The organism is Paenibacillus sp. 01T442, from assembly GCF_056398345.1.
On record NZ_JBFTPF010000006.1, the window covers coordinates 116207 to 130585 of the forward strand.

Below are 14379 nucleotides of genomic sequence, written 5' to 3' on the forward strand. Positions count from 1 at the left end.
TCATTATGCCGTTTTCTCATAAAACATAATCCGGTTTCCGAACGGATCAGTCACAGTCACTTCGCGGGTATGCCATGGTGTTTTTTCAATGCCTGGTCGGGAGAATTTGAATTTTTGTTCGAGTAAGCGAGTATGGAAAGCAGTAAGGTCTTCCATTTCTACACGTATTGCCGCTCCTGGACTGCAGTCACCGTAATGCTCCGTTAAATGAATAACAAGTGATCCTAAGGTAACTTCCATGTAGAGAGGTAAATCGGGCTCGAAACGGTGCTCAAAGCCTAGAGCGAAGCCTAAATAATCGATATAAAATTCCCTGGCTTTCGTTTCATCGAAAATGCGAAATATGGGAGTTACCCCGTTGATCGTTGGTATGAGATTCACCTCCTGCCCAAACTCATAAAATCTGCTCACCGAACAAGGAACTGATAAGGCTTACAGCCAACAGGGAGGTTTTGTTGCTGTCATCGAGCAGCGGATTCACTTCAACAAATTCGGCAGAAGTCACGATGCCAGCTTCATGCAGCATTTCCACAGCGAGATGAGCTTCGCGGAAATGAAGTCCTCCTTTGACTGCAGTCCCCGTTCCTGGTGCCTCGATGGGGTCCACGGAATCAACATCATAACTAAGATGAACGCCATCTGTTTTTATTTTAATATAATCAATGGCTTCTTGCATCACATGAGCCATACCTTTGCGATCAATATCGTACATGGTAAAACATTTGATACCTAGTGATCGAATCAGCTTTTTCTCACCTTCATCCAGAGACCGAGCCCCGATGAGTACGATATTCTCCGGCTTCACCTTGGGGTTAGTCCCATGTATACCTGTTAATAATGGATGCCCGATACCMAAGCTGACGGCAAGGGACATGCCATGGATATTACCAGATGGGCTTGTGTCCGGTGAATTTAGGTCGGAGTGGGCATCAATCCAGATGACCCCTAGATTCGAATAATGAGCGGATAATCCTGCAATTGTGCCAATCGCTATGCTATGATCGCCACCAATAATGAGTGGGAAATGACCTTGGCTGACAACCTGAGATACCTGCTCGGCAAGCTGAGTATTTATCGCTATAACCTCTGCGAAGTAATTAAGATTGGTTGAACCMACTTGCGCATCTAAGTGAGTTGCTGTGTCATTCACAAGACGAAGATCAGCAACATGATCTACTGTATAGGTTAATTGCTGTAGCTCTTGAAGTAGCCCGGCTTCAAAAATAGCTTTAGGTCCATGGCTTGCGCCTCGGCGACCTGCTCCAAGATCAAAGTTGACACTGATTGCCGCGATGTTCGGTTTGATACTCATCGGATCAACTCCTTTTGATTGGCTGACTAGACGATAAATTCTCGGGCCCATGCTCCTTTGACTAACATTCCCAATCTACATGTAACCATCCTTCTTTACTATATGAAGCTATATTTTCTTTGTTCGCTCGTGATTTCCTTTTTGTGTGAGGTAATAAAAAACAAAACAAGCCGGGACACATTAAATAGCGCCCAGCTTGTTTTTAATTGTGAAGCCACTTCGTCAATCGAATGGCGTTCGAACGTTAATCACTCGCGGGTCAGACAGATGTTTGCATTCGCGGAAGGCAAAGTGCTTGCACCCCAGACATTGCGCGTGGTTCAGTTTCGTTAAGGCGAAGTTAAGAGCATCCCCTGTCTTATCGTAAAGGTTCTCCTGCCCAATCCAGTCGTCCAATCTTGTTTTTCGCAACATGCGGCGTGGTTGGATTTGAACTTCAGAAATGATTACGGTGCAACCGTGATGGTCAAAGTGTCTGATAATACGTGATAAATGGGCTGTTCCTGTTGTGTCCATATAGGGGACATTCCCCATTTTCAGCAGTAATACTTTGGGGTTGGTATGGATTTCTGCCATAATGGATTGCTCAAACGCGCTGGCAACCMCAAAGAATAAAGCGCCTTCCACGGTGTAGATACTAATTTGAGGACAATTATGCTGCTCAGTAACAATATGTGCGGTTACGTGTTCATGCTTATCAGAAGGGTTAGGCAAAACCTTGGCAGTACGGAGTAAGTCGCTCATATGTTTCACAAAAATGATGCCAGACAGAAGCAATCCAACTTCGACTGCGGTTGTCAGATCGGTAAACACAGTAAGAAGAAAGGTAATAAGTAAAACGACGGACTCCGCAGTTTTAGTTTTTAAGACGTGAGCGAACTCTTTGCGTTCACTCATATTCCAAGCAACGACCATTAAGATCGGCGCCATACTTGCAAGCGGAATGCTTGAAGCATAGGGAGCGAATATGAGCAAAACCAGCAGCACCACAATGCCGTGGAAGATGCCGGAGAAAGGAGATTCCGCACCGCTCTTTATATTGGTTGCTGTTCGGGCAATAGCCCCGGTTGCAGGGATGCCGCCAAACAACGGCGTTATCATATTGGCGATACCTTGACCAATCAATTCCCGGTTGCTGTTATGCCTTGTTCTTGACATCCCGTCAGCAACGACAGCAGAGAGCAAGGATTCGATGCCGCCTAACATCGCGATGACAAGAGCAGGTTTTATTAGAAATTGCATACGTTCCATACTGAGTTCAGGGAAGTGAATACTTGGCAAGCTATTCGGAATTGCGCCGTAAGTTGACCCGATGGTTGCAACCTTGTCAGGATAGAAGAGGGATGCGATAACCGCTGAAATCAACAATCCCACTAAGGAGCCAGGTATTTTAGACGACACACGTGGTGTGAGAAGAATAAGCACCAGACAAATCACAGCAGTTAGGACGCTGTACATATTGATTGTTGAAATGTGAATGATTAATTCCTTCATATTGAAAAGAAATTCTTGGTGTTTTTGCAGATCATGCAAGCCAAGAAAATTGGCGATTTGTCCAGTGAAGATGGTAACGGCAATTCCTGTGGTAAAGCCGATCGTGACAGGACGTGGAATAAATTTGATGACCCCGCCTAATTTGAAAATCCCCATGAATAGCAAAATAACGCCCGCCATAAAACCTGCGATAAGCAAGTTTTCGTACCCATATTGCATGACGATCGCGAAGAGGATGGGGATAAATGCGCCTGTAGGACCGCCAATTTGAAACTTGGAACCACCGAATAATGAAATGAGGATGCCCGCTACAAAAGTCGTGTATAACCCGTATTCAGGCTTTACGCCTGAAGCAATTGCAAACGCCATTCCTAATGGGATGGCGACAATTCCGACAATCAGACCTGAAACCAAGTCTTTTTGAAATTTTTTTCGATTGTAGCCTTGGAATCTGCCTCTAAAAGAAAGTTTCATATTGAATCCCACCAATTTAAATATTTGATTATTTGAATATATATAAAATCATATATCTAAAACAAAGGGGTGTCAATTTGATATTTCTGCTAGGAAATCACCATAAAAAAAAGGATATAAATCGAGAACAATGGACCCGATTCACTCCTTATTGTGAAAATAGAAGTACTTATTGATTCTTTATGTTTTCTAACATGGAAATCGCATTCACAAGGTGGTTATCAAATATTTGCTTGGCAACAATAAGTAGGTCTTTAATTAAAGGATCTGTCAGGGAGTAGATCACAGAGGTTCCGTCTTTGATCCCACGGACAACGTTTTTATTTCTTAATACGGCTAACTGTTGTGATACGGCAGAACCTTCACTGCCCAATATCGTTTGTATCTCATTTACGTTTTTATCGCCATCCACTAAAACTTCAAGGATTCTTATACGCAAAGGGTGTGCTAATGCCTTGAAAAAATCGGCTTTAAAATGCTGTATTTCTTGATACATACCGTTCTCCTCTACTATCAATATTCGAACATTTGAATATATAGAATATCATAACATAAACCGGAATGTATGGAAGCAAGTTTTAAAATCCTTTGCGTTATTGAATACTTTTCAGTTATAGTATAAGTGTAATATTCAAAAAATCAAATATACAGTTATTTGAAAGTAAGGAACTGGTAAGCGTGTTAATTGACGATGAATTCTATATTGCTTCAAGAAAGTATCTGATCGACTATGGCATGAGACAGTTAAATGGTTTAGGGGCAGATCATATTTGTAAGGTGTGTATTCAAAATGGTGGTTCTTGTTGCCGCGCTTGTTCTTACTTAGTAGACGGTGTGGGCTGTCTGAATAGAAATACTAGTTGCACATCTTGGTTATGCGGCTACCTTAAATTATTATTTTACAAAGCGGGACTAATAAAAGAGTGGAATACCTTTTGGAAGGAAGTTCCTGGCATCGATTTTCGGAAKGATTATACCCCTCCAATGGTGAAAATGACAAAACATCTTGAAGTGAAACACATGAGAGAGCTCGGCGAAGCACTGGCGAATGACATTAAAATGAAGATAAGTAATGAGAAGGATAATATTGATTTCATCGTATTGGCGGGTGAATTAGATGAGCTAATTGATGAGATTGGTTTTGCTTATACTTCGGATATTGCTAATCAATTAATAAAGAGGCTTAATTACTTAATTAAAGACTTTCATGCGTTTAAACAAATTCTCAAAAGCATCGATAATAGGAGGTGATCCTTGTGTCTGTGAAATCGCCATCTGGTGTCATACGTATATCAGACGATGTTATTTCTATCATAGCTGTGTTCGCTGCTCTACATACACCCGGTATTGATTCCATGTCGGGTGGCCTCTCCGAGGAGCTTACGAAGCGCTTGAGTGGTAAAAATGCCAAAAAAGGCGTAGTAGTCGAGGTCATGGAGTCGGATGTCGTCATCCATTTACGTGTCATCGTCAATTACGGCATGATGATTCATAACGTATGTCATGAGCTTCAAGAAAACGTTAGGGCAGATGTGGAGAATTTGACAGGGCTTCGCGTTCTGGAAGTAAACGTAAGGGTAGAGAACCTGGCAGTATAGAAAGTAGAAATGAATAGGCTCGGATCGTAGTTGAATAACTACAATCCGAGCCTTATTACATTTCCATGACTGATGGGGGTTGCTAACATTGATAAGTTTGGTCAAGAGAGATAAACTTATGGATGTAAACTAATATCTGAAAGAAGGTTACCATGCTAATCAATTTGGTTTTAATCTTATTACTGATTGTACTTACTGCTTTTTTTGTTGCGACAGAATTTGCCGTTATTCGGATTCGTCCAAGCCGTGTAGATCAAATGGTATTGGAAGGTAAGAAAAATGCACTAGCTGTTCAAACCGTTACTTCGAATTTGGATGGCTACTTATCCGCATGTCAACTCGGCATCACGATTACCGCGCTAGGCCTCGGTTGGTTAGGTGAGCCAACGGTCGAGAAGATCCTCGGTCCTTTGTTCCATGGGCTTGGTGTAGGGGAAACACTGTCGCACATCCTATCTTTTGGTATCGCCTTTTTATCCATTACTTATATTCATGTTGTTCTTGGTGAACTAGCTCCCAAAACGTTAGCGATTCAGAAAGCTGAAGCAATTTCAATTCTAACAGCTCCGTTTATTATTTTCTTTTATAAAATTATGTACCCATTCATTTGGATTTTAAATGGCTCAGCGACTCAACTCGTCAAGCTATTTGGCGTTAAGCCAGCAAGCGAACACGAAGAAGCTCATTCCGAAGAAGAAATACGCATTATTTTATCAGACAGCCTTGAGAGTGGAAAAATAAATAAGACCGAATACGGATATGTGAATCGCATCTTCTCATTCGATGAATTGTTGGCGCGTGAAATCATGGTCCCACGTACGGATATGATCTGTCTCTATGCGGATAAATCACTTGAAGAGAACATGAATATTATAATCAAAGAACAATACACACGTTTTCCCGTAGCCAAAGAGAGCAAAGATCATATTATTGGATTCGTCAATACGAAGCAATTTTTCTTAAGTTACATTTCGAATCCGGATTTTAATTTCAAAGGTTTACTTCAACCGATCATGACGATACCGGAAGGAATGCCCGTGAAGTCCCTGCTCAAAAAGATGCAGCGTGAAAATGTACATATCGCTTTGCTGATGGATGAGTACGGCGGAACGTCCGGATTGATTACGATTGAAGATATTCTGGAGGAAATTGTCGGTGAAATTCGTGATGAATTTGATAAAGATGAACTGAAAGAAATTGACAAGTTAGCCGAAGGACACTATGTCGTCGAAGGTAACGCCTTGATCATCGAGTTAAACGCTAGATTGGGACTTGACATTCAGGACGAGAATGTGGATTCTATCGGTGGCTGGTTATATAGTAAGCAGTCGGAATTGAAAATTGGTGAACTCTGGCAGTATCAGGATTGGACTTTCATTGTGCGTGCTAGAGACACGAATCGAATTCGTCAAATTGAGCTTATTAAAAATCAAATCATACATAAGTAGAAAAAGAGGGATCCCTCGCCACTTACATGGCTTTCAGGGATACCCTCTTTCTATTTAAAACGCCCAATTCCCCTTACGGAAGATCGGTTCTAACGTGCCATCCGCGTGTTCACCGTCAATATCCATCTCGGCAGAGCCGATCATAAAGTCGACGTGAATGAGGCTGTCGTTCAGTCCTGCTTGCAGCTGTTCTTCTTTGCTCATCTTTGTGCCGCCTTCAATACAAGTCGGGAAGGCACGACCGAGGGCCAGATGATTTGAAGCATTTTCATCATAGAGCGTACTGAAGAAGATTAAGTTCGTGTTCGAAATGGGAGAGACATGCGGCACGAGTGCGATTTCGCCCAAGTAGTGCGCGCCTTCATCCATCTCAATCATCGCTTGCAGTGATTCAAAGCCATGTTCCGCTGTGTAATGTGTGACGCGGCCTTGCTCGAAGGTGATCGAGAAATTGTCGATCAAGCTGCCTTGGTAGCTAAGCGGCTTCGTACTTCGAACCGTTCCATACGTTCCTAGGCGATTCGGGGAAATGAACACTTCCTCTGTCGGGATGTTCGGGTTGAAATCGAAGCCGCCTGTTTCGTTCGTCGCGGAACCGCCTCGCCAAATGTGCTGAGGTGGAAGTCCCACCGTAAGCTCCGTTCCAGGAGCGCGGTAATGGATTTTATGAAATTGTTTCTCATTCAATTGTTCCCGTTTGCTACGAAGAGTCGCGTTGTGATCCTGCCATGTTTGTACAGGATTTTCTTGATCTACGCGGGTAGCTTCGAAGATCGCATCCCATAAAGCAGTGACGGCAGCCTGATCTTCGAGATCAGGGAATACCTTTTGTGCCCAGGCCAGGGAAGGGGCAGCGATGATAGACCAAGTCATTTTGTAAGAGGACATGTATTCGCGCCATTTGACCAGCAGGGGACCTGCCGCCTTCGCATTCGCTGAGATTCGAGCAGGATCCACATCCTTCAGCAGCTCGGGGTTGTCCGCGTCAATCCATAAGTAGGCGCCATTGCTTTCAGCTAACTCGGTTAGTGCTTGCGCACGCCAAGCTGGGTACTCATTGAATGATTCGTCGGGCGCGTGTGTATAGCGAATTTGGGTGCAGATTTCATCCTGCCATTCAATATGTACATGCTTAGCGCCAACTTCGTACGCTTTACGAGTGATGAGTCTTACGAATTCGGGGTGCCCAATTGGCGCATTAATCCAAAGCGATTGACCAGCTTGAATGTTGAGTGCTACTCGAACAGTCAGCTCCGCATATTTCTCAAGATTGTGTTCAAACGTCATTAGAAAAATCCTCCTTTTTCCACATTAGAAAGTTAAAGTTTTCGGCTCCCGAAAACGTCTTTCTAATTGGCGATAAAACTTACCTCTAAACGCGGTCGCTCATCTTTGAATGGCCTCGATAGAGGTTTTCTCACTTCGTCTTGTTTGAAGTTTATCGCTCTGCTCGCCGACTGTCAAATAAATTTTACCGTCTGTTGAATTCCATTTTCAAAATGTATCTGAGTTGTCATTGCATGGAATTTTGACATTTGTTTACACTATGGGCAGGAGGTGAATTGCGTTCATGCGCTATGAATGGCTATTGGGCTTGTTGCTGCTTGCCCAGCCCAAAGAATTACCTTTTCAACTATCGGATAGCTCGAATGGTGAAAAGATGGCTCAGATTAGGCGAGAGTCTATTGCGACAGACCTCTTGGATATTCCACTGGTAGATACACAGAAATTAAACCGGCTTGCTGAACAAATCGACAAATCGATTTACCGAAAGCCGATTAACGCTACAATTAGTGACAGTGGGGGCATCGTGAAAGAGAGTGCAGGCGTTCGATTGAATCGACGTGCTTTTATCAATCAATTCTATGGGCAATTTTATGCAGAAGGTCCCATGAATGTGGCGTTACCCCTGCAATCCCTGTATCCCAAAGTGGATAGTGAACTGCTTGCCAGCATTCGAGTCCGACCAATAGGCTATTATGTTACCTATTTTAATTCCCGCAATAATCACCGTGTAACGAATCTCAAACTAGCTACACAGGCGATCAACAATTATGTTGTGCAGCCGAATGAGACGTTTTCTTTCAATCGCGTTGTAGGCGTTCGAACACCGAGCAGGGGGTATATGTCGGCAAAGGTGATTGTAAGGGGTGAATTCTCCGAGGGAATCGGCGGCGGTATTTGTCAAATATCCTCAACGTTATTTAATGCGGTTGACCGTGCAGGACTCACGATTATTGAAAGGTACTCCCACAGTCGATCGGTGCCTTATGTGCCACATGGCAGAGATGCTACCGTGAATTGGGGCGGGCCTGACTTTAGTTTTAGAAACGACTATAATCAGCCAATCTTAATTCGCGCGCATGTATTGCCTGGTTCTGTCCACATCAGCATTTCTTCTTCGGATGGGATTAATGTGAAATCCCGTCATGTTCCTGGTGCTACAGAAGCGATACCAGAAGAAATTGAAACAAATTCAAATGTAAGAAATACACTCCCTTAGCCGCTATGAACCCTTCTAGAGGTCAAGATATGCATATTTTATGAAATAAAAGCACGAAATCGCAAGATTTCTGAGCTGATCTTTTGCTAATATAGATAGCAGATCATTCAGCTTGAGAAGGGTGGAAATCGCTTTATGAAAACGTTTTTAGACGAAAATTTCTTACTTAACAATGAAACTGCCGTACATCTTTTTCATGAATATGCCAAAGAACTGCCGATTATTGACTATCACTGCCACTTAAGTCCGAAGGAAATTTATGAAAATAAACAATTTAACAACATAACCGAAGCTTGGTTATACGGTGACCACTACAAATGGCGGATGATGCGTGCTAACGGTATTGATGAGTCCAAGATTACTGGTGAAGCTAGTGATTATGATCGCTTTGTAGCATGGGCTTCCACGCTTCCTATGGCGATCGGCAATCCGTTGTACCACTGGTCCCACATGGAGCTTCAAACCTATTTCGGTGTGTACGATATCATTAATGAGCAGAATGCACCAGCAATTTGGGAAAAAGTGAATGCGAAGCTGGCTGAGGGTGGATCCCGCGCTAGAGACCTAATCACAAACTCCAAAGTAACGGTCATTTGTACGACAGACGATCCTGTGGATTCCTTGGAATACCACATCAAAATTAAAGAGATTGAAGGATTCGATACGCAAGTATTGCCTTCCTACCGTCCCGATAAGGCGTTGGAAATCAACCGTGCTACCTTCCTTCCATGGATTGCCCAACTTGAAAAAGCGGTAGGAACGCCGATCCGCACATATGATGATTTATTGGCTGGTTTAGAAAGCCGTGCTGTCTTCTTTGACTCTGTCGGCTGTAAAGTGTCTGACCATGCGTTGGATTATGTGCCTTTTGCAACAGCGACCAAAGAAGAAGTTGACGCGATCTTCGCGGCAGGACTTGCTGGTCAAGCGGTAAGTCTGGAAGACGAGAAGAAGTACAAAGCCTTCACGCTGATCTTCCTTGGCGGCATCTACAAGAAATTGGATTGGGCGATGCAGTATCATATCAACGCTTCCCGTAACAACAATGGACAGGCTTTCGCTAAGCTAGGTCCTGATACAGGATTCGACTCCATTGGTGATAGCCCTGTTGCGGGAGCATTAACGGGACTATTGTCCGCACTAGCTGTAGCGGATTCCTTGCCGCGTACCATTCTCTATTCCTTGAACGCACGGGATAACGAGATTCTTGCTTCCTTGATGGGCAGCTTCCAAGGCGATGGTATCGCTGGCAAAATCCAATTGGGCGCCGCATGGTGGTTCAATGATACGCGCGACGGCATGATCTCCCAAATGAAATCCCTCGGCAACTTCGGTTTACTAGGACGTTTCGTTGGGATGCTAACGGATTCCCGCAGCTTCTTGTCCTACACGCGTCATGACTACTTCCGTCGCATTCTATGCAACATGATCGGTGAGTGGGTTGAAGCGGGCGAGTTCCCGAACGACGAGCAGCTGTTGAAACAGTTGGTTCAAGGTATTTCCTACAATAATGCTAAGCAATATTTCAGTTTCTAAATGACAACCCTTTGTGTGAGCGTGAGCTTGCACGAAGGGTTTTTGTTTTATGGAGGTTTCGCGGCGGGCAGTTGGTGGAGGCAGGCTTAGTTCGGTGAGAGAGTTAGTGGAGTTTAGCGTGAGGATGGGTGGGCTGGAAGCGAGAAATAGGCCGGAGCGAGGCTTCATGCCCGAATCTGCGCTCCACGGTGCGAATAAATGGATTTTCTACAGCTAATTTCACCTCAATTTCGCGAAAACTTCGATTAGATGGATTTCATGTAGTTAATTTAGCGAGTTTAGCCAAAATGACCTAATTTCCTAGAATTTAACTACATGTTTTCCATTTAAATCCTAAAATCGTGATAATTCCTCCGAAATAGATATACATTTTCCAGCTAATTTCAAATTCCTGGTAACGGATTGAAAAGCGAAACTTCCCCTTCACAACAATGAAGAAGTGAAATGGAAGTCCTCACAGACTCAGATGCATCATCTTCCGGCATTCCAATGGGGTCTGCGACGTAACCTGCTTGAATACACGCCCGAAGTGAGCGACACTGTCAAAGCCTGCTTGCTCGGCAATGTGGATCACTTTGAGTTTCGTTTCCCTTAATAATCGTTGCGCCTCACGGATGCGCAGGTTGTTCAAATACTCGACGAACGAGAATCCAATCGTATCCTTGAAGGAGCGGCAAAAGTAACTCGGACTAATATGGAACTTTTCGGAGATGAGCGCCAGTGTCAGTCGTTCATTGAAGTGTTCATTGATATAGGTGACGATTTCGAAAATCTTCGGATTATAAGCCTGGGGATGCTCATCTAGCGTCCCGGGCTGGTCCATGAGTCGCGAGCAGAATATGAGCAACTGTGTAAGTAAGGCTTTGCTATTCAACTCCCAACCGAGCTGCTCTTGCTGCTTTTCTCGCAATAAACTGAATAGCAGATTCTCAATGAGTGTGCGATTTGCGCCGGAAAGGGAGACGATATAATGCTTTGGACGAAAAGGAGATAGCGCAATCGCATAAGTTTCATCATCTTTCATAGCGAGCCAGCGTTCTTCGAAATTGATTAAGATGCGCTCGTGCGGACGATCATTGGCATCAAGCGTTTTGTGGAGCGTATGTTTATCTATAAATACAAGATCACCTTCTTGCATAGCATAGACGCGGTCTTGAATGAAATAATTGCGTTTACCGCTGAGTAAATAATAGATCTCGTAATGGTCATGGAAATGATTCACTAGCATTGTGTAGGGCTGCTCTCTGCGAATTCTTTCAATCTCGTAATGAAACAACATAGACACCTCTCTAAGTTAGGTTGTGCCTCTCTATTTTACAGCAATATATGCAAGGAAATAAAGGCATCGGGTAATATTTGAATAGAAACACAACAAATATTGTATTAATCTTGCTATAAGAGATGAAATACTTTGTAATCGAGAGGGGCATTAACTGATGAAAACACGTTATGCGATTGTAGGAACTGGTGGACGAGCTGAATTCTTCTATGGCTCCATGGTGAAGGATTTCCGAGATACATCCGAGCTTGTTGCCATTTGTGATATTAACCAAACGCGCATGAACTTTACGAATGACTTACTTGCCAACAAGTATGAGTATCATGCTGTTCCTACGTATAAAGCCGATCAATTCGAAGAAATGATCCGTAATGAGAAGCCGGATGCGATCATCGTAACAACAGTGGATCGTACCCACCATACGTACATCATTAAAGCGATGGAACTAGGCTGTGATGTCATTTCGGAGAAACCGATGACGGTTGATGAAGAGAAATGCCAAGAAATTTTGGATGCGATTAAATGTACGGGCCGCCAGCTTCGTGTTACGTTTAACTATCGTTATGCACCGCACAATACGAAAATTCGTGAGTTAATTATGGATGGAACGATTGGTGATGTCCACTCCGTTCATTTCGAATGGTTGCTCAATACAGAGCATGGAGCTGACTATTTCCGCAGATGGCACCGGGATAAACGCAATGGCGGCGGGTTGCTTGTGCATAAGTCAACGCATCACTTTGACTTGGTTAACTTCTGGTTAGGGACGCAGCCTGAGACGGTTTTTGCTATGGGGGATCTGATGTTCTATGGTAAGGCCAACGCAGAGAAACGCGGCGAAACGAAGTTCTACCAACGTGCAACTGGAAATGAATACGCGAAAGAAGACCCATTTGGACTTCAATTGGATAAGAATGCACATCTGAAAGGTCTATATTTGGATGCGGAGCATGAGGATGGTTATCAGCGTGATCAGAGCGTGTTTGGTGATGGGATCTCCATTGAAGACACGATGGGTGTGATGGTTCGCTACAAAAATAAAGCGATTCTAACGTACTCMTTGAATGCGTACTTGCCGTGGGAAGGCTTTAATGTGAACATTAACGGCAGCAAAGGCCGTATTGAAATGAAAGTTGTTGAGAAATCATACGTGAATTCCGGTGGCGATAAAGCGGATGAGGGTGCGTTGAAAGCGAAAACGATTACGGTATTCCCGATGTTTGCGGCACCTTATGAAGTTGAAATTGAAGAAGGTGTTGGCGGCCACGGTGGTGGCGATCCAGTTCTGTTGAAAGATATTTTCGACAAGCCATCCGATGATCGATTCAACCGCGCGGCATCCCATGTTGACGGAGCGATGTCCATTCTTACAGGTATTGCCGGCAATATTTCATTGCGTACGGGGCAACCAGTTGCTGTAGATAAACTTGTGAAATTTTAACCTATGACGGAGGTTGAGCTAGATGTGGAGTCCTGACGCGAGTATGGAACATCTCTATCRCACTTTCGAGTTGAAACGCGAGCAGAGTCGTACGGAATGGGCTGAACATGCGAAAGCTCATATGAAAAAGCGCTTTGCGGACTCCTTAGCGGTGACCATGGAAGAACAGGACGAACTTCGTCCTGTTCTTCTTGATCGTGTCGAGCTAGGGGATCATATCCGAGAACGAATTGAAATCAGTACTTTCTGGGGCTTTCGTGTCCCTGTGTATGTGTTGTTGCCAAAAGGCGATTCTCGTAAACGTGCTGCCGTGCTTGCACTTCATGGTCATGGCTATGGGAGCAGGCAGATCGTAGGCTTGAACGCTGATGGTACTGAGCATACGGGGGAATGGGATCTTCATGGCAACTATGCGCTAGAGTTGGTGAGGCGCGGCTTCGTCGTCGTTGTCCCTGAAATTCTAGGGTTCGGTGATCGGCGATTGGAAGATGATCAGAAGGATGGACAAGTGGGGAATTCTTCCTGTCAGACGCTTGCTTCTCATCTTATGCTATATGGGATCTCTCTAGCTGGCGTTCGTGTGCAAGAAGCGAGACGAGTGTTAGATTACCTCGTGTCACGCGAAGAGGTAGATGCGAGTCGAATCGGTTGTTTTGGGTTCTCGGGTGGCGGTTTACTTGCCGCTTACACGGCAGTAATAGATGAGCGCATCCAGGCCTCGGTCCTGTGCGCGTTCACCAATACATTTAAGCGCAGTATTATAGGCGTGCGGCATTGTATCGATAACTATCTGCCTGGCGCGCTCGACTTCGCGGAACTTCCTGAATTAATCGGTTTGCTTGCACCGCGTCCATTGTTCATTGCATCAGGTAAACAAGATCCGATTTTTCCTGTTGATGGTGTGGAAGCAGCCGTTTCCTACTTGGAGCGGGAGTATGCGTTGGCGGGAGCATCTGAGCGATTGGGCGTTCATCTTTATGAAGGTGTTCACGAGGTTAATGGGAGTCAGGCGTACCCATGGCTGGTTAAAAATCTGTAAGTATTAATAGAAAGACTACTGAACAGGGTTCAGTAGTCTTTTTTGTCATTTATTTTACACTTTGACGGACGATGCTCTCAATTATCAATTTGTGTCCAACTACGACGCCAAGACGAATGACACCTGTTGTTCTTCCAGAAATGATGTGACGATGTCTGAATTGAACGGGGCCGCCGGATCCTTGCTTGATCTTTGCCATATGTCTATCATCCTTTCAAGAGAGATGATAGTAAGATATGCAAATCATAGAGGATT

Annotated in this window: 14 protein-coding genes; 7 read left to right on the forward strand and 7 right to left on the reverse strand. The window is 44.2% G+C overall.

The features are described from left to right. Positions 1 to 3 precede the first annotated feature (3 nt). The 4 genes from AC1DLM_RS08085 to AC1DLM_RS08100 form a co-directional block, all read right to left on the reverse strand. A complete protein-coding gene (locus tag AC1DLM_RS08085; RefSeq protein WP_441987951.1) occupies positions 4 to 381 on the reverse strand; it encodes a glyoxalase superfamily protein in 378 nt (125 codons plus the stop codon). Positions 382 to 394: 13 nt separating this feature from the next. Beyond that, entirely contained in the window at positions 395 to 1312 is a 918-nt protein-coding gene (gene rocF / locus AC1DLM_RS08090; RefSeq protein ID WP_477569662.1) for an arginase, read from the reverse strand. 222 nt (positions 1313 to 1534) lie between these two features. Beyond that, positions 1535 to 3280, reverse strand: a complete 1746-nt coding sequence (locus tag AC1DLM_RS08095; RefSeq protein ID WP_477569663.1) for a SulP family inorganic anion transporter — start codon at positions 3278 to 3280, stop codon at positions 1535 to 1537. Positions 3281 to 3449: 169 nt separating this feature from the next. Further along, positions 3450 to 3776 (reverse strand): ArsR/SmtB family transcription factor, encoded by a 327-nt coding sequence (locus AC1DLM_RS08100; protein ID WP_056616766.1) that lies wholly within the window; start codon positions 3774 to 3776, stop codon positions 3450 to 3452. Positions 3777 to 3958: 182 nt separating this feature from the next. Here AC1DLM_RS08100 and AC1DLM_RS08105 point away from each other — a divergent pair, with 182 nt between their 5' ends. The 3 genes from AC1DLM_RS08105 to AC1DLM_RS08115 all read left to right on the forward strand — a co-directional run bounded on the left by AC1DLM_RS08105 (position 3959) and on the right by AC1DLM_RS08115 (position 6326). Further along, on the forward strand, positions 3959 to 4531 hold the full coding sequence (locus tag AC1DLM_RS08105) for a hypothetical protein (RefSeq protein WP_477569664.1): 573 nt from the start codon (positions 3959 to 3961) through the stop codon (positions 4529 to 4531). A 5-nt stretch (positions 4532 to 4536) separates the two neighbouring features. After that, positions 4537 to 4878, forward strand: coding sequence for an Asp23/Gls24 family envelope stress response protein (locus AC1DLM_RS08110; protein ID WP_441987954.1), 342 nt, complete (start codon positions 4537 to 4539; stop codon positions 4876 to 4878). A 152-nt stretch (positions 4879 to 5030) separates the two neighbouring features. Further along, positions 5031 to 6326: a hemolysin family protein gene (locus tag AC1DLM_RS08115; RefSeq protein WP_477569665.1), complete on the forward strand. Its 1296-nt coding sequence runs from the start codon at positions 5031 to 5033 to the stop codon at positions 6324 to 6326. Positions 6327 to 6380: 54 nt separating this feature from the next. On the opposite strand, the gene AC1DLM_RS08120 is transcribed toward AC1DLM_RS08115, so the two are convergent. Next, positions 6381 to 7613, reverse strand: a complete 1233-nt coding sequence (locus AC1DLM_RS08120) for an aminopeptidase (protein ID WP_477569666.1) — start codon at positions 7611 to 7613, stop codon at positions 6381 to 6383. A 283-nt stretch (positions 7614 to 7896) separates the two neighbouring features. Between AC1DLM_RS08120 and AC1DLM_RS08125 the strand changes: the two genes are divergently transcribed. Next, the gene (locus tag AC1DLM_RS08125) at positions 7897 to 8829 is read left to right on the forward strand and encodes a VanW family protein (RefSeq protein WP_477569667.1); all 933 of its coding nucleotides are present in this window, start codon (positions 7897 to 7899) and stop codon (positions 8827 to 8829) included. A gap of 135 nt (positions 8830 to 8964) precedes the next feature. Then, positions 8965 to 10365: a glucuronate isomerase gene (gene uxaC / locus AC1DLM_RS08130; RefSeq protein ID WP_477569668.1), complete on the forward strand. Its 1401-nt coding sequence runs from the start codon at positions 8965 to 8967 to the stop codon at positions 10363 to 10365. A gap of 454 nt (positions 10366 to 10819) precedes the next feature. On the opposite strand, the gene AC1DLM_RS08135 is transcribed toward uxaC, so the two are convergent. After that, entirely contained in the window at positions 10820 to 11644 is an 825-nt protein-coding gene (locus tag AC1DLM_RS08135) for a helix-turn-helix transcriptional regulator (RefSeq protein WP_477569669.1), read from the reverse strand. Between the two features lie 154 nt (positions 11645 to 11798). Here AC1DLM_RS08135 and AC1DLM_RS08140 point away from each other — a divergent pair, with 154 nt between their 5' ends. Both AC1DLM_RS08140 and AC1DLM_RS08145 read left to right on the forward strand, forming a co-directional pair. After that, positions 11799 to 13085 carry a Gfo/Idh/MocA family oxidoreductase gene (locus tag AC1DLM_RS08140; protein WP_477569734.1) on the forward strand — a complete coding sequence of 429 codons (1287 nt, stop codon included), beginning with the start codon at positions 11799 to 11801 and terminating at the stop codon, positions 13083 to 13085. A 22-nt stretch (positions 13086 to 13107) separates the two neighbouring features. Beyond that, complete coding sequence (locus AC1DLM_RS08145; RefSeq protein WP_477569670.1) at positions 13108 to 14124, forward strand: dienelactone hydrolase family protein; 1017 nt, start codon at positions 13108 to 13110, stop codon at positions 14122 to 14124. Positions 14125 to 14173: 49 nt separating this feature from the next. Here AC1DLM_RS08145 and AC1DLM_RS08150 read toward each other — a convergent pair whose 3' ends face one another. Then, positions 14174 to 14323, reverse strand: coding sequence for a hypothetical protein (locus AC1DLM_RS08150; RefSeq protein WP_477569671.1), 150 nt, complete (start codon positions 14321 to 14323; stop codon positions 14174 to 14176). Positions 14324 to 14379: the final 56 nt, after the last annotated feature.

Excerpts from the sequence above, each read along its gene's own strand:
- AC1DLM_RS08100 (WP_056616766.1), bottom strand. The coding sequence starts at position 3,776 with ATGTATCAAGAAATACAGCATTTTAAAGCCGATTTTTTCAAGGCATTA.
- AC1DLM_RS08135 (WP_477569669.1), bottom strand. The coding sequence starts at position 11,644 with ATGTTGTTTCATTACGAGATTGAAAGAATTCGCAGAGAGCAGCCCTAC.
- AC1DLM_RS08125 (WP_477569667.1), top strand. The coding sequence starts at position 7,897 with ATGCGCTATGAATGGCTATTGGGCTTGTTGCTGCTTGCCCAGCCCAAA.
- AC1DLM_RS08115 (WP_477569665.1), top strand. The coding sequence starts at position 5,031 with ATGCTAATCAATTTGGTTTTAATCTTATTACTGATTGTACTTACTGCT.
- AC1DLM_RS08120 (WP_477569666.1), bottom strand. The coding sequence starts at position 7,613 with ATGACGTTTGAACACAATCTTGAGAAATATGCGGAGCTGACTGTTCGA.
- uxaC (WP_477569668.1), top strand. The coding sequence starts at position 8,965 with ATGAAAACGTTTTTAGACGAAAATTTCTTACTTAACAATGAAACTGCC.
- AC1DLM_RS08150 (WP_477569671.1), bottom strand. The coding sequence starts at position 14,323 with ATGGCAAAGATCAAGCAAGGATCCGGCGGCCCCGTTCAATTCAGACAT.